This window comes from Vibrio sinaloensis (assembly GCF_000808535.1).
Lineage (GTDB): Bacteria > Pseudomonadota > Gammaproteobacteria > Enterobacterales > Vibrionaceae > Vibrio > Vibrio sinaloensis_D.
The window spans coordinates 57,830-82,382 of sequence record NZ_JWLV01000001.1 but is presented as its reverse complement, the minus strand read 5'-3'; the positions used below and the strand labels follow the sequence as shown (position 1 = coordinate 82,382).

At 48.4% G+C, this 24,553-nt stretch carries 25 protein-coding genes; 12 read left to right on the top strand and 13 right to left on the bottom strand.

Annotated features, from left to right (window positions below; genetic code table 11):
* Positions 1-28: 28 nt before the first annotated feature.
* Genes RJ47_RS00420 through RJ47_RS00390 form a run of 7 tightly spaced genes read right to left on the bottom strand, consistent with a single transcriptional unit; the run spans position 29 to position 7,549 of the window.
* A complete protein-coding gene (locus RJ47_RS00420) occupies positions 29-787 on the bottom strand; it encodes an SDR family oxidoreductase (protein ID WP_039480366.1) in 759 nt (252 codons plus the stop codon).
* Positions 788-795: 8 nt separating this feature from the next.
* Entirely contained in the window at positions 796-1,701 is a 906-nt protein-coding gene (mmsB, locus tag RJ47_RS00415) for a 3-hydroxyisobutyrate dehydrogenase (protein ID WP_039480364.1), read from the bottom strand.
* Between the two features lie 32 nt (positions 1,702-1,733).
* Positions 1,734-2,864, bottom strand: coding sequence for an enoyl-CoA hydratase/isomerase family protein (locus RJ47_RS00410; RefSeq protein WP_039480362.1), 1,131 nt, complete (start codon positions 2,862-2,864; stop codon positions 1,734-1,736).
* A gap of 9 nt (positions 2,865-2,873) precedes the next feature.
* Entirely contained in the window at positions 2,874-3,650 is a 777-nt protein-coding gene (locus RJ47_RS00405; protein WP_039480359.1) for an enoyl-CoA hydratase, read from the bottom strand.
* 12 nt (positions 3,651-3,662) lie between these two features.
* Complete coding sequence (locus RJ47_RS00400; RefSeq protein WP_039480356.1) at positions 3,663-4,817, bottom strand: acyl-CoA dehydrogenase family protein; 1,155 nt, start codon at positions 4,815-4,817, stop codon at positions 3,663-3,665.
* 9 nt (positions 4,818-4,826) lie between these two features.
* Positions 4,827-6,320 carry a CoA-acylating methylmalonate-semialdehyde dehydrogenase gene (locus RJ47_RS00395; RefSeq protein ID WP_039480353.1) on the bottom strand — a complete coding sequence of 498 codons (1,494 nt, stop codon included), beginning with the start codon at positions 6,318-6,320 and terminating at the stop codon, positions 4,827-4,829.
* Positions 6,321-6,334: 14 nt separating this feature from the next.
* Entirely contained in the window at positions 6,335-7,549 is a 1,215-nt protein-coding gene (locus RJ47_RS00390; RefSeq protein ID WP_039480350.1) for a thiolase family protein, read from the bottom strand.
* Positions 7,550-7,669: 120 nt separating this feature from the next.
* Here RJ47_RS00390 and RJ47_RS00385 point away from each other — a divergent pair, with 120 nt between their 5' ends.
* The 7 genes from RJ47_RS00385 (at position 7,670) to RJ47_RS00355 (ending at position 14,726) form a co-directional block, all read left to right on the top strand.
* Positions 7,670-8,038: a MerR family transcriptional regulator gene (locus RJ47_RS00385; protein WP_005471363.1), complete on the top strand. Its 369-nt coding sequence runs from the start codon at positions 7,670-7,672 to the stop codon at positions 8,036-8,038.
* A gap of 57 nt (positions 8,039-8,095) precedes the next feature.
* Positions 8,096-9,265 carry an isovaleryl-CoA dehydrogenase gene (locus tag RJ47_RS00380; RefSeq protein WP_039480348.1) on the top strand — a complete coding sequence of 390 codons (1,170 nt, stop codon included), beginning with the start codon at positions 8,096-8,098 and terminating at the stop codon, positions 9,263-9,265.
* Between the two features lie 9 nt (positions 9,266-9,274).
* A complete protein-coding gene (locus tag RJ47_RS00375) occupies positions 9,275-10,879 on the top strand; it encodes a carboxyl transferase domain-containing protein (RefSeq protein ID WP_039480344.1) in 1,605 nt (534 codons plus the stop codon).
* A 17-nt stretch (positions 10,880-10,896) separates the two neighbouring features.
* Positions 10,897-11,700: an enoyl-CoA hydratase-related protein gene (locus RJ47_RS00370; protein ID WP_039480337.1), complete on the top strand. Its 804-nt coding sequence runs from the start codon at positions 10,897-10,899 to the stop codon at positions 11,698-11,700.
* Between the two features lie 13 nt (positions 11,701-11,713).
* Positions 11,714-12,619: a hydroxymethylglutaryl-CoA lyase gene (locus RJ47_RS00365; protein ID WP_197058123.1), complete on the top strand. Its 906-nt coding sequence runs from the start codon at positions 11,714-11,716 to the stop codon at positions 12,617-12,619.
* A gap of 173 nt (positions 12,620-12,792) precedes the next feature.
* Positions 12,793-13,764, top strand: a complete 972-nt coding sequence (locus RJ47_RS00360; RefSeq protein ID WP_039480329.1) for a response regulator — start codon at positions 12,793-12,795, stop codon at positions 13,762-13,764.
* Positions 13,761-14,726, top strand: a complete 966-nt coding sequence (locus RJ47_RS00355; protein WP_038193382.1) for a sensor domain-containing diguanylate cyclase — start codon at positions 13,761-13,763, stop codon at positions 14,724-14,726. Before RJ47_RS00360 ends, RJ47_RS00355 begins: the two co-directional genes overlap by 4 nt.
* Positions 14,727-14,762: 36 nt before the next feature.
* Here the strand turns inward: RJ47_RS00355 and RJ47_RS00350 are convergent, their stop codons facing one another.
* Positions 14,763-15,653, bottom strand: a complete 891-nt coding sequence (locus RJ47_RS00350) for an EamA family transporter (protein WP_039480326.1) — start codon at positions 15,651-15,653, stop codon at positions 14,763-14,765.
* Between the two features lie 94 nt (positions 15,654-15,747).
* On the opposite strand from RJ47_RS00350, the gene RJ47_RS00345 reads away from it, so the two are divergent.
* The gene (locus RJ47_RS00345; RefSeq protein ID WP_156143288.1) at positions 15,748-17,130 is read left to right on the top strand and encodes a PLP-dependent aminotransferase family protein; all 1,383 of its coding nucleotides are present in this window, start codon (positions 15,748-15,750) and stop codon (positions 17,128-17,130) included.
* 50 nt (positions 17,131-17,180) lie between these two features.
* Here the strand turns inward: RJ47_RS00345 and RJ47_RS00340 are convergent, their stop codons facing one another.
* From RJ47_RS00340 to RJ47_RS00325, 4 genes are all read right to left on the bottom strand, one after another.
* Positions 17,181-17,915, bottom strand: a complete 735-nt coding sequence (locus RJ47_RS00340) for a beta-ketoacyl-ACP reductase (protein WP_039480324.1) — start codon at positions 17,913-17,915, stop codon at positions 17,181-17,183.
* Between the two features lie 233 nt (positions 17,916-18,148).
* On the bottom strand, positions 18,149-18,889 hold the full coding sequence (locus tag RJ47_RS00335; RefSeq protein WP_039480321.1) for an SDR family NAD(P)-dependent oxidoreductase: 741 nt from the start codon (positions 18,887-18,889) through the stop codon (positions 18,149-18,151).
* Between the two features lie 13 nt (positions 18,890-18,902).
* Entirely contained in the window at positions 18,903-19,403 is a 501-nt protein-coding gene (locus RJ47_RS00330) for a flavodoxin family protein (protein WP_005471279.1), read from the bottom strand.
* A 19-nt stretch (positions 19,404-19,422) separates the two neighbouring features.
* A complete protein-coding gene (locus RJ47_RS00325) occupies positions 19,423-19,797 on the bottom strand; it encodes a DUF4440 domain-containing protein (RefSeq protein ID WP_039474283.1) in 375 nt (124 codons plus the stop codon).
* 183 nt (positions 19,798-19,980) lie between these two features.
* Here RJ47_RS00325 and RJ47_RS00320 point away from each other — a divergent pair, with 183 nt between their 5' ends.
* The 3 genes from RJ47_RS00320 to RJ47_RS00310 all read left to right on the top strand — a co-directional run bounded on the left by RJ47_RS00320 (position 19,981) and on the right by RJ47_RS00310 (position 22,776).
* Complete coding sequence (locus RJ47_RS00320; protein WP_039480319.1) at positions 19,981-21,459, top strand: cryptochrome/deoxyribodipyrimidine photo-lyase family protein; 1,479 nt, start codon at positions 19,981-19,983, stop codon at positions 21,457-21,459.
* A 78-nt stretch (positions 21,460-21,537) separates the two neighbouring features.
* The gene (locus RJ47_RS00315; protein ID WP_039480315.1) at positions 21,538-22,038 is read left to right on the top strand and encodes a fasciclin domain-containing protein; all 501 of its coding nucleotides are present in this window, start codon (positions 21,538-21,540) and stop codon (positions 22,036-22,038) included.
* Positions 22,039-22,092: 54 nt separating this feature from the next.
* On the top strand, positions 22,093-22,776 hold the full coding sequence (locus RJ47_RS00310) for a flavin reductase family protein (protein ID WP_039480312.1): 684 nt from the start codon (positions 22,093-22,095) through the stop codon (positions 22,774-22,776).
* A gap of 48 nt (positions 22,777-22,824) precedes the next feature.
* Here RJ47_RS00310 and RJ47_RS00305 read toward each other — a convergent pair whose 3' ends face one another.
* Positions 22,825-23,073: a TIGR03643 family protein gene (locus tag RJ47_RS00305; protein WP_038217420.1), complete on the bottom strand. Its 249-nt coding sequence runs from the start codon at positions 23,071-23,073 to the stop codon at positions 22,825-22,827.
* Positions 23,074-23,334: 261 nt separating this feature from the next.
* Between RJ47_RS00305 and RJ47_RS00300 the strand changes: the two genes are divergently transcribed.
* On the top strand, positions 23,335-24,552 hold the full coding sequence (locus tag RJ47_RS00300) for an EAL and HDOD domain-containing protein (protein ID WP_039481592.1): 1,218 nt from the start codon (positions 23,335-23,337) through the stop codon (positions 24,550-24,552).
* Position 24,553 lies beyond the last annotated feature (1 nt).

Genomic DNA, 24,553 nt, shown 5'->3' with positions numbered 1-24,553 from the left:
TATCTGTGGATACCCGTTACTGGACAGACTAAAATGAAATTCCACCGTCTATCTCAATGGTTCGCGCATTGACGTAATCATTTTCAAGAACAAATTGAACCGTACTGGCGATTTCATTGGCCAAGCCCAAGCGGCGAAGTGGTATGGCCTGCTCCAACCTTTGTTTGGCTTCGGGTTTCATTTGGCGAGTCATTTCCGTTTCTATCACGCCTGGGGCAATGGCAACTGAGCGTATGCCGTACCTTGCTAACTCTTTGCCCCAAGTTGCCGCAAGTGTCGCTACCGCAGCTTTGGACGCCGCGTAATTGGTTTGGCCAATGTTGCCTGCCCTCGCAACACTCGAAATATTAATAATGACGCCCGGTCGTTGTAATCTGACCATCTGACACGCTGCCTCTCTGCCACACAAAAACGTCCCGGTCAGATTAACGCTAATCACTGAATTGAACTGCTCCAACGACATTTTGCTGACTACGCCATCTTTCACTTTGACAAGTAAGCCGTCACGTAGGATCCCTGCATTATTGATGAGTCCGTCTAACTGGCCAAAATCATCCACAATGTCATTAAAAACGCGTTCAACTTCTTCTTCCGATGTGACATCCACGCAATAACACAGCGCTTTCACGCCCAACATATTGCATTGTTGCTTGGTCTCTTCCAGAGAAGATTCATCCATATCAAGTAGGGCTAACTCCGCGCCGGCGTGAGCCAAAGTGATTGCCATCATCTGGCCCAATCCTCTACCTGCCCCTGTTATCGCAATTACACTCTGCTTTAAGTCCATCGTTGACCTCACTTATTTTTGTTTTGGTAAAACTCAAACAAGCTAGAAAAGTCTTTTTCCGCGTTGCCATTAGCATTGTGAAAAGCGAATAGGTTTCGAGCGAGCGATCCCATCGGCACCGAGGTTTGGCTTTTTGCCGCCGTATCAAGCCCTAAGCCCAGATCTTTGAGCATCAGTTTGGTCATAAATCCGGGTTGGTAACCATTGCTGGCTGGCGCTGTCTCCATCACATCCGGACATGGGTTATAAAGCTCAAGTGCCCAATTTCGCCCCGAACTTTGCAGCATAATTTGTGATAAGACGTTTGGATCCAAACCGTTTTCAATGCCTAGGTTTAACGCCTCACAGGTCCCCGACATTAATATACCCAGCATCAGGTTGTTACAGATTTTTCCCATCTGACCATCGCCTGCCTTGCCAGCATGGAAAATGTTTTTGCCCATGTGTTTTAGCACTTGCTCTGCTTTATCAAACGCTTTATCGCTGCCACCAACGATAAAGGTCAGTGACCCCGCAGCTGCCCCCGCAACGCCTCCAGAGACCGGCGCATCGACAAACTCTAACCCTTTGCTCTGCGCGTACGAGGCAACCAAACGGACCGAATCTGGATCGATGGTGGAGGAATCGATTAACAGAGTATTTGGAGCAACGGTATCAATGAGTCCTTTATTGCCTTGGTGGTCACCGAGATAGACCGCGCGAACATGCTCCCCCGCGGGTAACATGGTTACCACGGCGTTTGCACCGCTTAGTGCTTCTTCGATTGAGTTTGCCGCGACAGCGCCTTGTGACGCCACTTGCTCTACCGATTGCTCTACCAAGTCAAATACTTGCACCCTGCACCCTGCTTTCACTAAATTCAGTGCCATGGGTGCGCCCATATTGCCAAGTCCGATAAACGCGATGGTTGTCATAACAGTGTCCTTTTGTTTTGAGAGTCAACTGACTAGTAATGCCCTAACTGTGCAAGAGGGTGTGACTCTGGTGTCCACAGGGAGGTAAACATTTCATCAATGAGCTTATCGTCTACAGCAGCGAGGCTTTTATACTTCCAGTTTGGGGAGCCATCCTTATCGACCAATCGTGCTCTCACGCCCTCTTGAAACTCGCCTACTAGGCAGCAACACACTGACAACGTCAGCTCTAAGCGAAAACAATCTGCCAATGAAAGGTCATGGCAAGCGGTCAATTGACGGTAGCAAATATGGGCACTGATCGGGCTGCCTGTGGAGAGATTTGATTTCGCGCGCGCTAACCACTGGCTTTCACCCTCTATCGCGTCAATGGCATCAACCACTTGAAGTAAGCTGTCCTGATGGCAGGCTTGCTGAATATGCGGGTAAAAGGGAAGTAGCTGAGGTTTAGGTGATTCGTGATGCGCCTCTTGAGCAAATGTTTCCAACAACTCGGTCACGACTTCATAGGCGTCGTCCACGCATTCCCAGTCGGCCACTTGGAGTTGTTCGATTAAGCTGGCTTTATGTTCCGGAAGCGCCATAAAGTCTGCCAAATGGACGTCAACGGCATCAGTCGCATTGAGCATGGAACCGGTGAGTCCAAGAAACAGGCCTATCCCGTCATCCAACCGATTCAAGAACCATGTTCCGCCAACATCAGGGTATAAGCCAATGCTGATTTCTGGCATTGCGAGCTTAGAATTGGGCGTGACGACTTTATGGCTCGAGCCCATAAACAGCCCCATGCCTCCACCCATCACAATTCCGTTTCCCCATGCGATGATCGGTTTGCAGTAGGTGTGAATTAGGTAGTCACATTGATACTCGATAGTAAAGAAATCACCACACACTCGACGAATCTCATCATTGGTGTTGTCACGCATTACTTCATGCATCGATTTTACATCGCCACCCGCACAAAAAGCCTTTTCTCCGGCACCTTCCAGCACGACACAAATGATGTCATCGTCTTCTTGCCACAACGCTAATTGAGTCATTAACAAGGTGAGCATGTTGGCGGTTAACGCGTTTAATGAAGGGGCGTTGTCGAGCGTGGCAACGGCGATTTTGTGTTGACTGTCACTGCAAGGCAGTAGATTAAAATGGACAGTATCGGTCATATTGCCCCCTTATTGGTTTTTCCATTCAGGTGCACGCTTTTCAAGAAATGCGTTCACCCCTTCTTGTTGATCATCCGTATCGAAAAGAGCCATAAACAGCTCCCTCTCTTTTGCTAAACCGTAGTCTCGCGTTTGGAACCGTGTTGTCTGGATCAGCGTTTTACACGCCGCCACCGATGAGGGTGATTGATTGGCGACTTGTTTCGCAAGTTCAATGGCTTGATTTAGCGCATCACCTTTTGCAACCACTTGTTCAACCAGCCCAATTTTTTCCGCCATTTGCGCATCGATCTGTTCGCCGCAGAGAATCATCCGCTTAGCCCAACCTTCACCCACTAAAGCCGTTAGATTCTGCGTCCCTCCAGCGCACGGCAGTAAGCCCACTTTCGCCTCAGGCAGCGCGAGCTTGGCTTGCGTTTCTGCGATGCGTATGTCGCAAGCCAACGCGACTTCTAACCCGCCTCCCATGGCGTAACCGTTGATAGCCGCTATCGACACGCCGCGAAATTGAGATAGGGTTTCGAATGCTTCCCCAAAGGCTTTTGCCATCTTAAACGCGACGGCTTTATCTCCTGATGCAAACAGGTTAAGGTCAGCGCCCGCAGAGAAGAATTTTTCGCCTTGCCCCACTAGTACTAGCGCATAGACATCGCGCTCTTCATTTAAGCTCAACACCAATTGGGTTAGTTGCATCAGGCTTTGCTCTGTCCATGTATTGGCGGGCGGATTGTTCATCGTGATCACGGCAATATGATCAGACACTGTGTGTTCGATTGCGTTGGTCATAGTGGTTGTCCTTTACAGTAGCTGCCCGCCTTGCGCTAACAATCGTCTTGAAATGATCAAACGCATGATCTCATTGGTACCTTCGAGAATTTGATGCACCCTAACATCGCGAAAATAGCGCTCCATTGGGTATTCTTGAATGTAGCCATAGCCACCAAAAAGCTGCAGCGCTTGGTCGCACACTTTAAAACCAATGTCGGTGGCGTAGCGTTTTGCCATGGCGCAGTACGCCGTCGCGTCTGAGGAGTTTTGATCGAGCTTACACGCAGCCAAACGCACTAATTGTCTCGCAGCCACCAATTCTGTCGCCATGTCAGCCAGTCGAAATTGAATAGATTGAAAATCAGCAATCCGTTTACCGAACTGCTTGCGTTCTTGAATGTACTGCGTCGCCTGATTCAGTGCTTGCTGGGCAGTCCCAATAGAACAGGTCGCAATGTTAATCCGCCCCCCATCCAATCCTTTCATGGCAAAGGTGAACCCTTTGCCTTCTGCGCCAAGTCGATGATCGTCAGGAATGACCACACCATCAAAGGAGACTGAGCGTGTTGGCTGGCTGTTCCACCCCATTTTTGGCTCTTTTCGTCCGTAGCTTATCCCTTCGGCACTTGCGGGAACCACAAATGCCGAAACGCCCTTTGCCCCGTCGTCGCTGGTCCTTGCCATAACAACCAATACGTCGGTATCACCCGCACCCGAGATAAATGCTTTGGCCCCGTTCAATATATAGCGATCACCTTGCTTGGTGGCACTGGTTGTCAAAGAGGCGGCATCGGAGCCTGCGTTTGGCTCGGTTAAGCAGTAAGATCCTAACCATTCACCAGTGACCAGTTTGTCGCAATAGCGCTGTTTTACTGCATCGATTGCAAAACTTGCCACCATCCAACTGACCATATTGTGAATGGTCATGTAGGCTGTGGTTGACGTGCAGCCCATCGCAAGCTGCTCGAATACGATAGAGGCATCTAAACGGCTCAAGCCCAAACCGCCTTGCTCTTCTGGCGTGTACAGGCTTAAAAAACCCAGCTCGCCCGCTTCGCTCAGAACCTCTTTAGGAAAGATTTGCTCGCTATCCCATTTGGCGGCATTTGGCATTAAACGTTGCTCGGCAAATTGTGCCGCGGTATCGGCAAACGCTCGTTGTTCTTCATTCAGTTCAAAGTCCATCTGCCGCTCCTATTTCAATTGAATGGTTAAGTTGGGGCCAGTGGGAATGTCGTCATCGAACCAACGCGCGGTCACCGTTTTGGTTTCGGTATAAAATCGCACTGCTTGCTTGCCATAAGCGTGCAAATCGCCGTAGAAACTGCCTCGCCAACCCGTGAATGAAAAGAAGGGTAACGGCACGGGAATCGGGACATTGATGCCCACCTGCCCAACTTGGATATCGTGTTGAAACTTACGCGCCGCGCCGCCGCTTGAAGTAAATATCGAGGTGCCATTGCCGTATGGGTTTCGATTGATGAGCGCAATGGCATCATCCAGTGAATCCACTTCAAGGCACACCAAAACAGGACCAAAAATTTCTTGCTGGTAGATAGACATATCGGTCGTCGCACCGCTAAACAGCGTCGGCCCCACCCAATTTCCGTCAGGCAAGCCGCTTACCGCGCAATCACTACCATCCAACTCACAAATGGCACCTTGCGCTTTGCCTTCATCAATCAGTCGTATCACTCGCTCTTTCGCCGCTTTGCTTATCAAAGGCCCGTAAGCAGCGGATTCATCATCCCATGCCCCTGGCTTCATCTTCGCCATTTCGTCTTTGAGCTCAGCAATCCATTGTTTGGATTCACCCACAAACACCGCGACGGAAATCGCCATGCACCGTTGCCCCGCCGCGCCAACCGATGCCCCAACTAAATTGCTGACCACTTGATTCTTGTTAGCATCGGGCATGATCACCATATGATTTTTGGCACCGGCAAAGGCTTGGACTCGTTTATTGTGCAGGGTTCCGGTGTGATAGATGTATTCCGCTACCGAGACCGACCCGACGAAAGATACGGTTCGGATATCTGGATGGGCTAGAAGCGTGTCCACTTGATGTTTGTCACCATGGACGATTTGCAACACGCCTTTCGGTGCGCCCGCTTGCTCAAAAAGCTCAGCTAAACGGATTGATGTTAATGGCACTTGCTCTGAAGGTTTAAGGACAAAGGTATTACCCGCAGCAATGGCCAACGGAAACATCCACAATGGGATCATCGCAGGAAAATTAAACGGTGTAATGCCACAGCAGACGCCGAGGGGCTGAATTAACGAGTAGCTATCAATGTCGGTCGCAACATTTTCAACCGTTTCTCCCATCATATTGCTGGCGATGTTTGCGGCTTGCTCGACCACTTCTATCCCGCGCCACACGTCCCCTTTGGCATCCAGAAGGATTTTCCCTGTTTCTTGAGACAATAACTCAGCCAAATCGTCGTGGTGCTCCTTGAGTAAATGTTGGTAGCGGAGCATGACTCTGGCTCGCTCAGAAACCGCCACCTCTTTCCACTGATGAAAAGCATGGCTTGCACTCTCGATCGCGCGCGCTATTTCTGCGTCTGTTGCCTTTGGTAACTTGGCAATCACGGCATTGGTTGCGGGGTTAGTCACATCAATCCATTCATTGGATTGCGATTGACAGAACTCACCATCGATATAAAGCGTAACTGACTGTGTCATAGTGGTATCCTTTTTCACTCAAGTGGAATTTCTATTGCCATAGCAGTGGCTTCACCTCCGCCGATACACAGAGAAGCAATACCTCGCACCACTTTTTTATTTTCCGTATCCCCATCCGTCCCTATCGCCTGTAGCTGTCTTAAGCTGTGGATCAAGGTGACGAGAATTCTGGCGCCACTGGCACCAATCGGGTGACCAAGTGCGCAGGCGCCCCCTTTGATGTTGACTTTATCGGGATCAAGACCAAGCTGTTTGACCGCAATTTGGGTAACCACCGCAAATGCTTCGTTGATCTCCCATAGGTCAACCTCATCGACACTCCAATCAAGCGTCGATAACAAGGTTTCGATGGCAAACACCGGCGCTAACGTGAACTCTTCAGGGGCTCTGGCATGTGTTGAATGACCTTTGATGACGGCGAGTGGCTTAAGTTTTTGCTGCTTTGCCAGTGTCGGAGACATTAAGATCAAAGCAGCGGCGCCATCGGAAATTGCACTCGAGTTCGCAGCGGTCACCGTACCTTGTTTATCGAAAGCAGGTTTTAGTTTGGGGATTTTGCCAGGGTCAACGCGGTGAGGCTGTTCATCACGCTCGAGCTTTTCACCAGAGCTCAATGTGAGCGAACAAAGCTCATCAACAAACAACCCTTGTTCATCTGCGCTTCTAGCTCGGTGAATCGAGTTGGTCGCCCACGCATCCATCTCTTCGCGGGTGAACTTCAACTTGTCGGCAATCTGTTGTCCATAAACGCCCATTAACTCGCCTTGATAGGCATCTTGCAGGCCATCTAAAAACATATGGTCGAACGTTGTTTTGTGCCCCATTCTCGCACCACCACGCTGATCTTTTAGCAAATAGGGCGCGTTAGTCATGCTTTCCATTCCGCCCGCGACCGCACATTGGATCGAGCCCAATTTGATAAGATCGTTTGCCAACATCGCGGCCTTCATGCCTGAGCCACATACTTTATTTACCGTCGTTGATGGTGTTGATTCACTTAAACTAGCCCCTAACGCCGCTTGTCTTGCGGGCGCTTGACCACAACCAGCTTGCAACACACAGCCCATAAAGACTTCGTCGATTAGGTCACTTGCAATGCCAGCGGCTTCAACTGAGCTCTCTATCGCCATGGCGCCAAGCTGTGGAGAGGAAAAACTTGATAAGGCTCCTTGAAAGCACCCCATCGGTGTCCGCTTCGCCGCAACAATCCAGATATCGGTATCTCCCATTGTGTCCCCCACTCCATGGAATTTCTTGACGTTTACGTAAGCATAGCACTAACATTTACGTAAACGTAAAGAAACGCATTTTTTACAATCTATTCCTAGGCAGTTGGAGAATAAAGACAGGTGGAAAGATTTAAGATTAGTGAGCTGGCAAAAGAGTTTGGTATTACCACTCGAAGCATTCGCTTTTATGAGGATGTGGGGCTTATCGAGCCCGAACGTAAAGGCACAATGCGACTCTACCAGCGTAGGGATAAAATCCGCCTAAAACTGATTCTTCGTGGTAAACGACTGGGCTTCTCTCTGGCCGAGATCAAAGAGCTATTTGCGCTGTATGATACTCACCAAGAAGATACTCAGCTGACCAAAATGCTCAAGATTATTGATGAAAAGGAAGCTGTGCTTAAGCGTCAACTTGAAGACATTACCGTAGTTCTTGAAGACTTAAATGCAGCTCGTCAACGATGTGAAGAAGCCCTAAGTCAAAGCTAGCAACCTTAAGTAACTTAGCGCTTCTTTTTGCATCTTTAGGTGCAACTGGGAGGCGCTATGTTATCTCCATACCACCCGCTCAACTTCGGACTGGGCGAAACCATCGACATGTTACGTGACCATGTTGGCGCATTTGCTGACCAACATATCGCGCCTATCGCGGATCAAATAGACAAAGACAATCAGTTCCCCAATCATTTGTGGCCGCTGCTCGGTGACATGGGGCTACTTGGCATCACCACGTCCGAGTCATTTGGCGGCGCTGGCATGGGCTACTTGGCTCATGTGGTTGCAATGGAAGAGATCAGCCGTGCTTCCGCCTCAGTTGCATTGAGCTATGGGGCTCATTCCAACCTTTGCGTGAATCAAATTTTTCGCAACGGCACCCAAGAACAAAAAGCCAAATACCTACCCAAACTCATTGATGGTTCTGCGATTGGCGCATTGGCGATGAGCGAACCAAACGCCGGTTCCGATGTGGTCAGCATGCAGCTTAAAGCGACGTTAAATGGAGACCATTATCGACTCAGCGGCAACAAAATGTGGATCACCAATGGCCCCGATGCCGACGTAATCATCGTTTATGCCAAAACCGATTCATCCGCTGGTTCACACGGCATCACCGCTTTTATCGTCGAACGAGCGTTCTCAGGTTTTAGTCATGCGCAGAAACTCGACAAACTGGGTATGCGAGGTTCAAACACCTGCGAGCTTGTGTTCAACGATTGCCTTGTCCCGGTTGAAAATGTCCTTGGTGAAGTCAACAAAGGCGTTCACGTGCTGATGAGCGGATTAGATTACGAACGTGTCGTCCTTGCGGGCGGACCTTTGGGCATCATGCAAGCGTGCTTAGACTTAGTGCTCCCTTACGTACATGAGCGAAAGCAGTTTGGCAAAGCCATTGGCGAGTTCCAACTGGTGCAAGCCAAAGTTGCCGATATGTACACCCAAACTAACGCAGCAAGAAGTTACGTGTACACCGTTGCTGCCGCCTGCGATAGAGGGGAAGCGACACGTAAAGATGCCGCTGGTGTGATTTTGTATAGCGCAGAGCTGGCCACCCAACTCGCCTTAGACGCAATACAACTGCTTGGCGGCAATGGCTACATCAATGAGTTTCCCGCTGGGCGTTTATTACGTGACGCTAAGCTGTATGAAATTGGCGCGGGTACGTCTGAGATAAGACGTATGCTCATTGGCCGCGAACTGTTTGAAGAATCACGCTGAGGGCATTCAATGACGGTAATCACAAGCAAGATTAAACCTGACGCACCGCTCTATGTAAAAAACCATCAAGCGATGACTGCACTCGTCGATACGCTTAAAAGCAACATAGAGCTCATCAAACAAGGCGGCGGTACCAAGGCAATTGAAAGGCAACGTTCAAAGGGGAAACATCCCGTTCGAGAACGTATTGCCATGCTTTTAGACGACAACAGTGATTTTCTCGAAGTCGGACTTTTCGCTGCATGGCAAGTGTATGAAGAACCAATACCGTGCGCGGGCGCGGTGGCTGGCATAGGAAAAGTGAATGGCGTGGAGTGCATGATTATCGCCAACGATCCTTCCGTCAAAGGAGGAACCTATTACCCGCTGACCGTTAAAAAGCACCTTCGCGCCCAAGAGATCGCCCAGCGATGTCACCTACCCTGCGTTTACTTGGTGGATTCCGGTGGTGCCAATCTGCCTCACCAAGCGGATGTCTTTGCAGATAAACAGCATTTTGGGCGCATCTTTTACAACCAAGCACGCATGTCGGCATTGGGTATCCCGCAGATATCGGTCGTGCTCGGTCTTTGTACCGCTGGTGGCGCCTACATTCCGGCAATGGCCGATGTGTCGATCATCGTCAAACAACAAGGGACCATCTTTCTCGCTGGTCCCCCTTTAGTGAAAGCCGCCACTGGAGAGGTGGTCACCGACGAAGAACTAGGCGGCGCAGATGTGCACTGCCGAAAATCGGGCGTTGCAGATTACTACGCCGAAAATGAGCAACATGCAATGAGTCTCGCGCGTCAAGCCATTAACAATTGCCACCTAACGCCCGTCGACTACAACCACACACCATCGGTTGCACCGCGTTATCCAGCCGAACAGTTGTATGGCATTGTAAACGCCGATTTGCGCCTCTCGTTTGATATTCGTGAAGTGATTGCGAGGATCATCGATGATTCCGATTTTGACGAATTCAAAGCGCTATTTGGACCCACCCTTGTGTGTGGATTTGCCCGAATTGACGGTCAACTGATTGGAATTGTTGCCAACAATGGCATCTTGTTTTCAGAATCGGCGCAAAAAGGGGCGCACTTTATTGAGCTGTGCGCCAAACGCAAGATTCCTTTGCTGTTTTTACAAAATGTGACCGGTTTTATGGTCGGTAAAAAGGTCGAAGAAGGCGGCATCGCCAAACACGGAGCCAAGTTAGTGATGGCCGTGGCGTGCGCCGATGTGCCTAAGTTTACAGTCATCGTGGGCGGCTCGTACGGAGCTGGAAACTATGGCATGTGTGGTCGCGCTTACGAACCCACCATGATGTGGATGTGGCCCAATGCACGAATTTCTGTGATGGGTGGAGAGCAAGCGGCAGGCGTGCTGACTCAAGTCAAACGCGAGGCCATCACAAGGCAAAATGGTGACTGGTCACCAGACGCTGAATCCGAGTTCAGAAAGAAGATCATCAATCAATACGAAACCGAAGGCTCGCCTTATTACGCAAGTGCTAGACTTTGGGATGACGGCATCATCGATCCAAAAGAGACTCGGAACGTGCTGTCCCGCGCGTTAAAAATCGCCCTTAATGCGCCGATTCCAGATAGCGAGTTTGGGATTTTCAGGATGTAATACAAAGGAACGGTACAATGGACATTACGCTGAGTAGCGATTTACAGTATGAGATTGATCAAAACGGCGTCGCAACGCTGAGCCTTAACCGCCTCGATAAACACAATGCGTTTGGCGATCAATTGATTCACGAGTTAATTCTTGCCCTTGATTATCTCGCCAATCATCCTGATGTGCGCTGTTTGTTGCTTAAAGGGAATGGCGAACACTTCTCCGCGGGTGCGGATTTAAACTGGATGAAACAAATGGCGGAGCAATCGCATGAGGCCAACGTCGAAGATGCGCAAACGCTCGCCAAGTTAATGTCTATATTGGATCAGTTTCCCCACCCTACCATCGTCTACGTTCATGGCTGGGCGTTTGGCGGTGCTTTAGGTCTTATCTGTTGCAGCGACATCGCCATTGCTGATCATCACGCTCGATTTTGCTTGAGTGAAGTTAAGCTGGGATTAGTCCCCGCAACGATTGCGCCTTATGTGATTCGAAGTATTGGCGTTAGACAAGCTAGGCGATACATGCTGACAGCAGAAACCATCGACGCAAAAACCGCGCAAGAACTGCACATCGTTCACCACCTCACAACCAAAGACGACGCACAAGCCTGTATTGATCGCTTCATAGCGCAGATTTTACGTAATAGCCCAGCTGCATTACGTCACGCCAAAGAGCTCATTGATCACTGTGACAACAAAATCATCGACCGCGAACTGGTTCGCTATACCAGCGATATGATTGCCAATGTGCGCGTTTCACGACAAGGGCAAGAAGGACTCGCCGCTTTTATCGAAAAACGTCCGCCCATTTGGCCAGATGAGGAGTAACCCAATGGCTCACCTGTCACTGCCTAAGCGCGTTAAAATTGTTGAGGTGGGCCCGAGGGATGGCTTACAAAATGAAGCGAGCATCCCTACTCACGCGAAAGTAGCGCTCATCAACCAACTTTCAAATAGCGGACTCACTCACATCGAAGTGGGATCGTTTGTCTCTCCGAAGTGGGTGCCGCAAATGGCCGATTCTGATGAGGTCTTTAAACAGATCACACGCAACCCTGACGTCATCTACGCGGCACTTACGCCCAACATCACCGGCTTTGATGCCGCGATGAAAGCTCAAGCGAACCAAGTCGCGGTGTTTGCTTCCTGCTCGGAGTCCTTCAGCCAAAAAAACATCAATTGTTCGATTCAAGAAAGCCTAGAACGATTTAAACCCGTTATCGAAAAAGCGTCACAGCAAGGTATTGCTGTGCGCGGTTACCTTTCCTGCATTATTGACTGTCCTTATGAAGGCAAAATTCAGCCTGAACAAGTCGCAAGTATTGCCCAACAACTTATTTCCATGGGCTGCTACGAAGTCTCGCTGGGTGACACGATAGGCACAGGCACACCACTAAAAGTCGCCCAAATGCTGAATGCCGTGATGCGCCAAGTTGATCAATCAAAACTCGCCGTTCATTTCCACAATACGTGGGGACAAGCCTTGGCGAACATCTATCAAGCATTGCAAATGGGGGTGAATGTTATCGATTCGAGCGTGGCTGGGCTTGGCGGATGCCCCTATGCAAAAGGCGCGTCAGGCAACGTAGCGACAGAAGATGTGCTTTATCTGTGTGAAGGGCTAGGCATTGATACCGGTGTAGACCTTCGCAAAGTGGCGCTAAGTGGTTGGCGAGTCACACAATATCTAAACCGCTCACCTAACTCGAATGTTGCATTAGCATTACAAGATCACATCAAACGATGATTCTGTGTTGGGGCTCTAAAAATCACCCCTAGCGATTAAAAAGTTCGTGATATAACCCGTTCAAAAGTGTTAACTAAGTCTGAGTATTTGGCACGAACATCACACTATAATCGTTTCTTGCTTTATACAACTATAAAAAAACCTTCGTCACCCTTGGGCTTAAAATACACCTCATGAATATATTGGTCTGCGACGACTCAAAGATCGCACGCAAAGCTATCATCAGCAAAATCGGGCAAACCGCTAAAACCGTCATTCTTCAAGCGGAAAATGGTAAAGAAGCCTTAGAGCAGCTCGTGGAAACTGACATCGATGTCCTATTTCTTGACCTCACCATGCCAGTAATGGATGGCTTTGAAGTGCTCGCGTCGCTCCCTGTTAGCCGTTACCCGACAAAAGTGATCGTCGTGTCTGGTGACATTCAGAGCGAAGCCAAACAACGATGCCGCGCAATGGGCGCCCTCGATTTTATCGAAAAACCCTTCAGTACCTCTGACCTTACCCAACTGTTTTCAAAGTACGGTATCCCACTTCAGGCGTTTAATATGGCAACGCCAGAGTGCATTCACCAATCTGTCGATTTGATGGGCAGTATCCGCGAGATGAGTAATATCGCCTTAGGGACCAGTGCTTCCTTGATTGCAGAACAAGTTGGCCAGTTCATTGAAATGCCATTGCCAAACGTCGCGTCTTTGCATCAGTCAGAGCTGAAAATGACCGTCCAAGACATTGTCAATAACTCTGAGTATCGCGCGGTATCTCAGCGTTTTGTGGGCAATGGCATCAATGGCGAAGCGCTCGTCTGCTTGCACGGGCGCGGGCTAGATAACCTCGGGGGTGAAGACAGCAACGGCACCAACGAAGTCATTCTCGATATCTCCAACCTACTGGTTTCGTCTTTCTTAGTGTCGTTTAGCCGTCAACTCGATATCGCCATCTCTTTACGCCAACCTATCGTGCTTGAAAAAGAGCTGCTGCAAGTGTCATTGACCTGTAATCAGTTTCTTGCGGGGTACGATGAAGATATTTTTACCATCGAGTTCGTCTATAAGGCGGAAAACCTCGACATTGCCTGCGATGTCATTTTCCTGATGGACAATGACTCCATTGACGCCATCGAACAGATTCTAAAGAGCGTGTTATGAAAGCAACCGAAATCAGTGACTTCCATTGGACAATGCAAATCATCGGCGATCTCGATGCTGGCCTTATCGTTGTAGATAAAGCGTACCGTGTTTACGCGTGGAACTCCTTCATGCAATCCTACAGCGGTATTAGCGCCGACAAAATCATCGGCAAAGTTCTGTTTGATGTGATTGAGGGGCTACCGGAATCTTGGCTAAGAAAAAAAGTCGACGCCTCTTTTAAACTCAACAGCCGCGGCTTTTCCTGCTGGGAAGATCGCCCTTACCTCTTCAAGTTTAAGAACTTTAGCCCCATCTCAAACGGGTTAAGGGAGATGCGTCAAAACATCACATTCTCACCGTTAACCTCGGTCAATGGTGAGGTGTCACATGTGAGCTTAGTGATCAATGACGTCACTGATATCGCCAAAAACAAAATCCACTTGATGGACTCCAATCAAAAACTGTCCGATCTGAGCCGAACCGATGGTTTAACGCAACTGTTCAACCGCCGCTATTGGGAAACGTGTTTAATGAAGGAGTATGAGAGCTGCAAAATTTCAGGTGCGGTCTCCTCTCTAGTGATTTTCGACATCGATCATTTTAAGCGCGTTAACGACACCTATGGTCATACCGTCGGTGACCACGTGATTCGCCACACCGCGAATGAACTAAGAAAGGCATCACGCACATCCGATGTTTGTGGCCGGTATGGCGGCGAAGAGTTCACGGTGCTGCTTCCGGGGACATGCGCTAACCAAGCACTCTACTTTACCGAGCGTTTACGTAAGAAGATCGAGAGCTCGATCGTTGAATGTGAAGGCCACAACGTTAAGTACACCATCAGTTTGGGGATTTGTGAAATCTCACCTTATCAATCTAACCACTTGAACTGGCTAGAGCATGCAGACAAAGCGCTTTATTTCTCAAAAGAGACTGGGCGAAACCGCTCAACCGTGTTTGATCTCGCGTTTATCAAATAGCAAAAGGGGCTGACATTCAGCCCCTTTTTACATTACCTAAGATACGCTGACCTTTGGTCCAGTGCGCCATTTCTCCTTAGCTGGCTTGACAATCAAACCGATGCCGACAAGGAACATCCCACAAGCCAAAACTTGTGCGCTACTAAGTCGCTCTGCGTACATCAGATAGCCTGAAACAAGCGCAAACACCGGCACCAATAAAGTCAACGGGGCCGTGGTACTCAATGGATAGCGGATCAACAATCGGTTCCAAATCCAGTAACCAAACAAAGTGGTCGGGTAAGCCTGAAAAAGCACTGCGACCGTCGTTTTCGTATCCCAAACACGAACAGCGTCAAACACAATATCCGCACCGTACAAACTGATAGCAAATAACACCAATGGGATCGGAGCAAATAGCATTCCCCATACATTGAACGCGAATGCCTGGGTGGTCTTTGACCCTTTGACTATCATCCCCATGACCGTCCAACTTCCCGCCGCAATTGCAATAAAGAGCAATCCTTGAACCGTGACATTACCATTGGTAGCAGAGACCAAAACAAGCAAGGCGACTAAGGCCGTCACTGCCCCCATGACTTTTCGTTTCGAAGCCGCTTCTTTATGAATAAACACGCCCACAGCCATACTGATCAGCGCATTAGATGATAGCAGTACCGATGACATCCCAGACGATAGCCCCGCGGTGATTGACCAAGACGCCATTCCCCAGATGCCAACGCCAAATACAACGCCATAACTCATTAGGTATCGCCACTTCACGCTGGGTCTGCGAATGAAGAATATGGCGGGAATCACTGCAAGTGTGAAACGTGCCGCCGTCGCCAATAACGGATGAACATCTGTAATCCCCATTTTTATCATTGAGAAGTTAAACCCCCAAATCGCCATTACAAAAATAGCCAACAATAAATCGTTTCTTGTCATAACTGCCCTCCCTTTCTGTTGAAAATTAGTATTGCTCGGGTACAGTTATCAGTACAGATACAATTATTCACATAAAAACCAGTACAGTATGACTATGAGCATCTATAGAGCACTCGCAAACCAGTTCGTTCACGAGATTGAAAGCGGAAAACTCATCGAAGGTAGCCGTATGCCCTCTTTGCGCCAACTCTCTAAGCAGCATGCGGTCAGTATGTCTACGGCAGTGAGTTGCTATCAAGAGCTTGAATCTCAAGGTTGGATTTATGCTCGCCCCCAAGCTGGCTATTTCGTCAGTGCCAGACCCAGCAAACACAATACGCCTGAGTGGGCCCGCTTTGTCAGCAGGGTATCAACCGTAAACCACAGCTTTTCGATTCACTCCAACCACAACGGTCCACTTGGCGTTTCTAGTACGAGTATTGATGAAATCGCGTTAAATGAGTTGGAACGCAGTTTTCGACGCGCCAGCAAACGACTCACAGAGCGGCTAAATCACTACCCAAATACTCAAGGGGAGCCGCTGCTTCGAAATGCACTAAGTACTCATTTCTCAAAACTAGGCTTACACCTAAATCCAGAAGAACTCGTTGTAACCTCTGGCTGTATGCCAGCAATCAAAGCTGCGCTTGAAGCATGTACTCAAGCCGGTGATGCGGTTGCTATTAGCTCTCCGTGTTTCAGTGGTATATTGGATTTGCTTGGTCAAATGGGCAGACACATTGTTGAAATCCCTTCACTGGATGATGGGATAGACCTAATTCAACTTGAAGGCCATTTGCGAGATGGGAATGTAAAAGCGGGCATTTTTTGTACTTCGCATATGAACCCGCAAGGCATCACTATGTCCGCTCAACAAAAACAGACCCTCGCAAGGCTCGCCAACCAATACCAAACCCCGATTATTGAAGATGATGTTTACTTAGAACTCTCTTACGCTGATCACACGCCGCTTCCTGCTAAGTATTACGATCAAGGCGGCTATGTTCTATGGTGTGGCTCCATCTCTAAGAGTCTTTCTCCGAGTTATCGGTTAGGTTGGTGCCTTCCAGGTTGCTATACAGACCGATACCTTCAACGTCATACCGCTTCTTGCTTCGGTGTTTCTCTGCCTATCCAGCTCGCAGTGGCCGATTTTATTGAGTCTGGACACTACACAAAACAGCTCAAGCGGCGCAGAAATCGGCTACTCCAGCTCCGAAAAGCGTATGTCAATTATCTCTCTGAACGATTACCGAGCCATGTGAATATGAGTGACCCGAAGGGAGGAATGGTGCTCTGGTTGCAAGTACCAAATTTAGACGTTGATCAGTTTCGATTGCTTATCGAACAACAACATATCGATATTCGACTTGGTCATCTGTTTAGTACGCTAGCACTCTATAACGATTGTTTTCGTATTAACATCGGCTATGAACTCAATGACACCGTGAAAACAGAACTCAACAAGCTGGTGGACGCCATTCTCAAATCGAGCTAAAAAGCCGCTGTCACGGATTCGATGCCATGACAGCGAATTATCAAACTAAACTACAACACCAGCCCGCCATCAATTTTAAGCACTTGGCCGGTGATAAAGCTGGCCTTGTCACTGGCAAGAAATTCTACGCCATTGGTGATGTCTTCTGGCGTTCCCATCCGACCGAGCGGCGTCTTCGCTTTCATCATGTCCAACACTTTTTCTGGAAGGTTTTCAGTCATTGGGGTTTGAACAAAGCCAGGGGCTACGCAGTTCGCTCTAACTTGTGCGCCTTTTCGCGCAAACTCTTTTGCCCAGCCTTTCGTCATTGCAATCACCCCGCCTTTGGTTGCGGCATAATTGCTTTGGCCAATGTTGCCATCGGTTCCAACAACCGAAGACATGGTTACGATAGAGCCTGAATTGTTCTCCATCATGATCGGGGCAACAGCCTGAGTCAGATTAAACACACCTTTTAGGTTTACGTTTATTACCGCGTCCCACTCATCTTCGGTCATTTTCTCGATCAATGCGTCTCGGGTAATGCCCGCATTGTTGACCAATACATCGATTCTGCTGACGTCCGCTTTTACCTGCTCGATGAACTCGAATACCGCAGCGCGGTCGCAAATATTCATCACAATCGGTTTTACATTGGTCCGGCCTTCAAATGCCGAGAGTAACGCTTGCTCATTCATGTCGATCGCATAGACCATTTGAGCGTGCTGCTCGGCAAATCGTTCCACTACTGCCTTGCCGATTCCTTGGGCTGCGCCTGTCACTAGGCAAATTTTGTTGTTAAACATTTCCTTAGTCCTTAACTCATTTACGTTTATTTGACTGACTTCTAGCATGCAAAATGGACACTTAGCTTGTGTCTCTCGGTGTGATTGAGTTGGAGAAAGGCAGCACTGGAACGAACTAAACCGCAGTCCTGCCCTTAAAGGAGCTTAGACATAGTGACGAAAATTGCGAGTCCTAGCGCGCTATTTCTTTTAACTGTCACACTAGGAGTTAGAGAAAAATCAGGAAAAAACCATTAGGCGAGCGATAGACCACCGTCGACAACCAAAGTGTGCCCAACGATGTAACTTGCCTTATCTGAAAGCAAAAATTCAATGGCGTCCACCACTTCACCAGTGTGTGCAAAACGCTTTAATGGCACGGCGTCGTTGACTCGCTCTCGAATGCCCGGATCTTCACGCTCTCTCTCTTGCCAACGCGGTGTCCACGTCACGCCTGGTGCCACCGCGTTAATCCGTATCCCTTTGCTGATCGTTTCGAGCGCCACAGAACGCGTTAAACCTTCAAGTGCGTGTTTCGCCGCGCTGTACATCGCCGCGTTGGGCGTAGGTCTAATGCCATTGACCGAGCTGACATTCACAATCGCGCCGCCAGAACCCATCAGGCTAATTTCTCGCTTCAAACAGTAGGCTTGTGACCAAAAATCCACATCCAATGTGTTTTTCAAATCATCCAGTGCGACACTGCCAAACTCGCCTAGCGAACCAATCGCGGGAGAGGCATTGTTGATGGCGAAATCAAGTTGACCGTATTGACGCTCAACGTAATCAAAAAAATCCCTAAGTTGGGATTCAATAGAGATATCAAGCGCGAGATAGTCGACACTTTGCAGTGCTGGGAACGCGTCACATTGTTCCAACCAATGCGCTTTGTTCCGTGAACACGTAATGACCTGAACACCTTGCTCGATGAGACGTTTAACCACTTCAAGTCCAATGCCCTTTGAACCACCCGTGACGATCGCTGTTTTCTTCATTGATGCTCCTTGCTTAATGAATTTTATGCAGTGCCATTTCCGCCACTGCCTCTAGCGCAGCGAGATCCACTTCACTCTGAATCGCTGCGTAAGTCCAGCCGTTAAATTCCATATGCATGTACTTAGCCGTGAGAACAAAAGGTTCAATAAAGCATTCCGGCAACTCGGTATTGTAACCAGTCGATAAAATGGAGATGGACTTGCCTTTTAGGCGTCTGCCGAGTTGTTTCTCTATGGTCAGCAAATCGGAGAGTCGGTCAAAGAACACCTTCAACTGCGCTGACATGGAATACCAATAGACGGGAGAGGCAAACACGATATGATCGAACTCGCTTAACTCGATGATTAGAGGCAAGAAATCGTCCATACGGTTTTTGTGCTCGTAATCATAGTATGAGATTTCGCGCTCAGACAAATCAAACAGAGCCGCGCCAGATTGGTAAACAAACTCATTGACCAAACGACGCGTATTGCCATCCGATTTGGACGTTCCTAACACCACTGCGACATTCATACCGCCTCCTTACATCCGATTAGGTGACTAGCTCAAACTCAGCACAGGGCGTGCCTTGATGATATTTCAGTTGCCAACCTTCCCCTGTAAAAACCCAGATAGAGGAACGCTTGGCGTAGTGGCCTTTGGTGCCCAGTTTGTCGATCCAAGCCGTTTTATAGAGGAGAAGTTGAATTGAGGGTTCGAGCTGAATGGTTTCAAAGTCTTGCGAGTGAATATGACCAAGACAAGGCTTTTCGTTCCCCATCATTTCGAGGATGTCAGCATAGTCAAAACTTGCTCCTGACTTGCCAACTTCTTTAAAGGAAGGATGTATGAGGCGTGCTATCTCGTGCTTATTTTGACGAATTTCGTACTGATGTAATGCCACTTCCTGCTCTATCAAAATCTGCATACGCGTTCTCAACTGGGTCAATTCACTATAACGATAATGCCCTGTTTATTTTATGTATGCAAACGGTTGAAATAAGTAGGGAAGTTCACCGGCAAAAATTGAGATCATGAGTCACATCCGGTGATGCACAAGTGATACGTTCTCCCGAGGCCGGCGTAGAAAACCAAAACTACGAGGTCCCAAATGCAATCAATCAATCTAGTCTGGTTAAAAAGAGATTTAAGGCTCACCGACCACCAACCGTTACATGATGCGATTCAAGATGGCACGCCATTCGCGCTCATTTACATCTTTGAACCCCTTCTTCTTAATGACCCTCATTATTCCGATCGTCATTGGCGGTTTGTGCTGCAATCTCTTGACGACATCAATGAGACACTTTCTCGATTCGGCTCGTCGGTGCATATTTTGTTTGGCGATGCGACACAGTGTTTTGAGTCTCTAGCTCATCACTATTCCATTGGGAGGGTCTTTTCCCATCAAGAAATTGGCCTAAACAATACCTTTGAGCGCGATAAACGCCTCGCGGCTTGGTTTACATCCAACGGAATTCAATGGCACGAGTATCAACATGGGGCAGTACTACGCGGGGCAAAAACTCGCCAGCAGTGGGACGAGCGTTGGCACACATTCATGCGCGCGCCCCTAGCCGACCCGCAATTCGATCACGCTCGCTGGGTAAACCTCGAAGGGATAGAACCACACATGCGCTTTTCTCCCCCTCCTGAGTGGCAAGGCAAAGCTAACGGCATGCAAACCGGCGGCAGTCAACTCGCATGGAAAACGCTCGATGATTTTTTTCGTCGACGTGGTAAAGACTACTACCGCCGCATTTCGAGCCCTTCACTGTCTAGGTCCGCGTGTACCCGTATTTCGCCTTACCTCGCTTGGGGCAATGTATCACTGCGGGAAGTTTATCAGTACCTGTTGCAGCACTGGCAGTTAAAGGGCTTTAAACGCAGTGCAATTGCTCTCTCTTCACGCTTGCATTGGCATTGTCACTTTATGCAAAAGTTTGAGTCTGAAGTCGAAATGGAGTTTCGTTGCCTAAACAGAGGCTACGAACCCTTGATCGTTCAAAGCACACGCAAAAACGAAATGATGTTGAAGGCTTGGAAAACGGGCACCACTGGTTTGCCGTTGGTCGATGCCTGCATGCGCTGCTTGCATCATACCGGCTACCTAAATTTTAGGATGCGAGCCATGCTCGTCAGTGTACTTTGCCATCATATGAACCAAGACTGGCGTGACGGTGTCACTCATCTTGCGCAGCTATTTCTCGACTTCGAACCCGGGATTCATTATCCACAGTTTCAAATGCAAGCTGGGGTTACTGGCATCAATACCGTTCGTATCTACAATCCAACCAAGCAAGCCCAAGAACACGACCCTGACGGTCACTTTATCAAGAAGTGGCTACCAGAGCTTGCTGCCCTGCCCGTTCCCCTGTTGTTCGAACCATGGAAAATGACACCGATGGAAATAATGATGTATGAGATTCCTAAGCAGAGCCTTTATCTGAACCCTGTCATTGATGTAGACAACTGCGCCCGTGAGGCTAGAGAGCGTCTATGGTCTTGGCAGAAAGAGCCCGCTGTCGTCTCGGAAGGCTATCGCATCTTGAAACGACACGTTCGAGCCGGAAAACCGAAACACAGTTGATCGAGTTCAGAATAGCCGCGTACAAGCTTTCACTTTTAACAGGGATTATTCGGTACCCTCACCTACAAGGAACATACCATGAGTAAATATCTTCTCGTTATCACAACTGCACTATTCGCACTCTTTTCATTCTTAATGCCAGCGCAAGCTCACGACCACGGAATGAAAAAAGAAGACATTGTTGACGTCGCTGTTGGCAATGGTTCATTTAACACTCTAGTTGCTGCCGTTAAAGCGGCGGGACTCGTGGACACATTGAAAGGCGAAGGCCCATTTACTGTGTTTGCACCCACTGATGAAGCGTTTGCGAAACTACCAGACGGTACGGTAGAAATGCTGCTTAAACCTGAAAACAAAGACAAGTTGGTGTCTATCCTCACCTACCACGTTGTATCAGGTAAAGTGATGGCAGCAGACGTAGTTAAGCTAGACAAAGCAACCACGGTACAGGGCCAAGACGTGATGGTGAAAGTGATGGGCGATAAGGTCATGGTTAACAACGCAAATGTTGTCGCAACAGATGTAAAAGCTAAAAACGGCGTTATCCATGTCATCGATACCGTGATTATGCCCAAGTAAACGTTCGTTCCAACCTGTCAATAATAGGGGGCAGCCACTCGCTGCCCAATTCATATGCACAACAAGACATTGACCCGCGCTGACATTGAAGCGCTCGAAAAAATGCAACGCACCCGCCTTATTAACTGTTTGTCTGGCTATAAAAGTGCCAACTTAATCGGTACACGCGATGAACAAGGTAATGAAAACGTATCGGTTGTCAGCTCTGTGATCCATATGGGCTCGAGCCCACCCCTGCTCGGCTTTATTGTTCGACCGCGCAAAGTGGAACGACATACGCTAGACAATATTTTGAGTACAGGCAGTTTCACCATCAATGCAATAGCGCTTGATTTTGTACAGCAAGCCCACCAAACCTCTGCTCGTTATCCTAAAGAGGTTTCAGAATTTAATGCAGCTGGTTTGACGCCCCATTATGAAGACAACATCTCTGCCCCCTTCGTTTTGGAAAGTCCCCTAAAAATGGCGCTAGAACTGCGTGAGCACATCATCATTAATAGCAATGATACGGAAATGGTGATTGGGGAAGTCGTTCACGTAAGTTTGCCAGAGCAGGCCATCATGCCCGACGGTTACGTTGACCTCGAAGCTCTTGACCTCGTTACTATTTCTGGCTTGGACAGTTATCACGTCACCCAACGCGTTCACCGTTTGAGTTATGCGAAACCAAATAAAGCGCTCTTTCCCCTTACCAAAGAGGGAGAACCCTCATCTTGGCGAGCCTTAGCGCCAGATTAATAATGAGACTATTGGGGGCGCGAAAACGCTATCCGTTCCCCCTTCCAGTTAACGGTGTTTGTATTGCGTCGGTGCGTAACCCCTGATGACATCACGACTTCGCAGTGCAATGTGTTTGGTTGCTCTCCCAGACACCCTTTCCCGCCACAGTTTAAAACTCTTAGACTTTAGATTGCGCCTCATTAACTGGATCACCTCAGGCTCTGTTAACCCGAACTGGACTTTAATCGCCTCAAACGGCGTGCGGTCCTCCCATGCCATCTCAATGATACGAGATACTTCATCACCCTTTAACATCTGACCGTTCCTGTTGATTCGTGGTGATCTATTTACGACAAATAGCAAACTCTGGTTCACAGACATGACTAATCACAATGTTGAGTGCTATCGACAATAAAGTATTAAGGTAGTTTGCAAGTGAAGCGATGCCATTCTTAGCGATTCGCTATAGTTAAGTACGAGTCAAGTTAACGAGTGAATGATTTTTGTAACAAAAGTGCCTCATTTTTCGTTATATTGATAACTTCTAATACATAGAAAGCAATGGTAGTTGCAAGCATGCAGACAAATTTGGACACCAACACCTACATCGCTAGGCAGCCTATCCTCGAGGTTGACGGTCACGTTTTCGGTTATGAGCTTCTGTATCGAAACAGCATGGCCAATCGTTACCCAAAAGGTGTCGCTGATACAGAAGCAACCGCTAGAATGTATGCAGAACATTTTTTGGGCAACATCGCCGGCCTTTTGGGCGAAACGCCTGCCTTCATCAATTTTGACTACGATTCACTCATCAATGGCGCGGCAATGGACTTTCCTCCACAAGCTATCGTTGTTGAAATTCTCGAGACTTGCCCACCAACAGAAGAATTGTTTGAGGTGTTAAGCGCTTTAAAATCGCAAGGGTACACACTGGCGCTGGATGATTTTACCCCTAGCGATGAATGGCAATCTTTTTATCCTCTGATCGACGTCATTAAGTTCGATATTCAGAGCATGTCGATGATTAAATGCGGGCTCACTATTCGGAGTCTCCAAGGTTACGACATCCGCTTTTTAGCTGAAAAAGTTGAAAGCTATGACGAGTTTGAAGCAGCTAAAAAGTGGGGATTTGAACTATTCCAAGGCTACTTCTTTACTAAGCCTCAACTTATCAAGCGTACTAGGCTGAGCTCTTCAACTGAAACGCTAGTCAGCCTATCCAAGTTAATCGCATCAACACCATTGGATTACAACAAAATCACTAATGTAATCAACCAAAGTGCAAGTTTGAGTTATCAACTACTTAGATACGTCAATAACGCGGGGTTGGTCGGTGAAATTACCAGTGTCAAACAGGCGCTGGCTTATCTTGGCGACAGTAAAGTGGTTAAGTACTGTTCCTATGCTCTGCTCTCGCAACTAGGCAGCGAAAAGCCGCCAGTCCTTCAATTGTTTGCATTGAGGCGAGCACGTCTTATGTATTCAATCATGCTCTATCTAAAGCACGAGAGTTTAGCAGAACAAGCCTATTTGACAGGATTGCTCTCTTTAACCGATGCCATGTTAGATATGAACATTGAAGATATTGGCCAAAGCTTGAAGCTAGACTCCGCGATTACCAGTGCGTTGGTACATCACTCAGGAAAGATCGGCGCTACATTGCAGATCACTAAATGGCTTGAGACCAACGATTGGCTAAGCATCGAACCTGTTGCGAAGCAATTGCAACTATCCGAAAACGACATCATCGCACTTGCCGTCGAAAGCGACCTTTGGATTTGCGATGTGTTTTAGG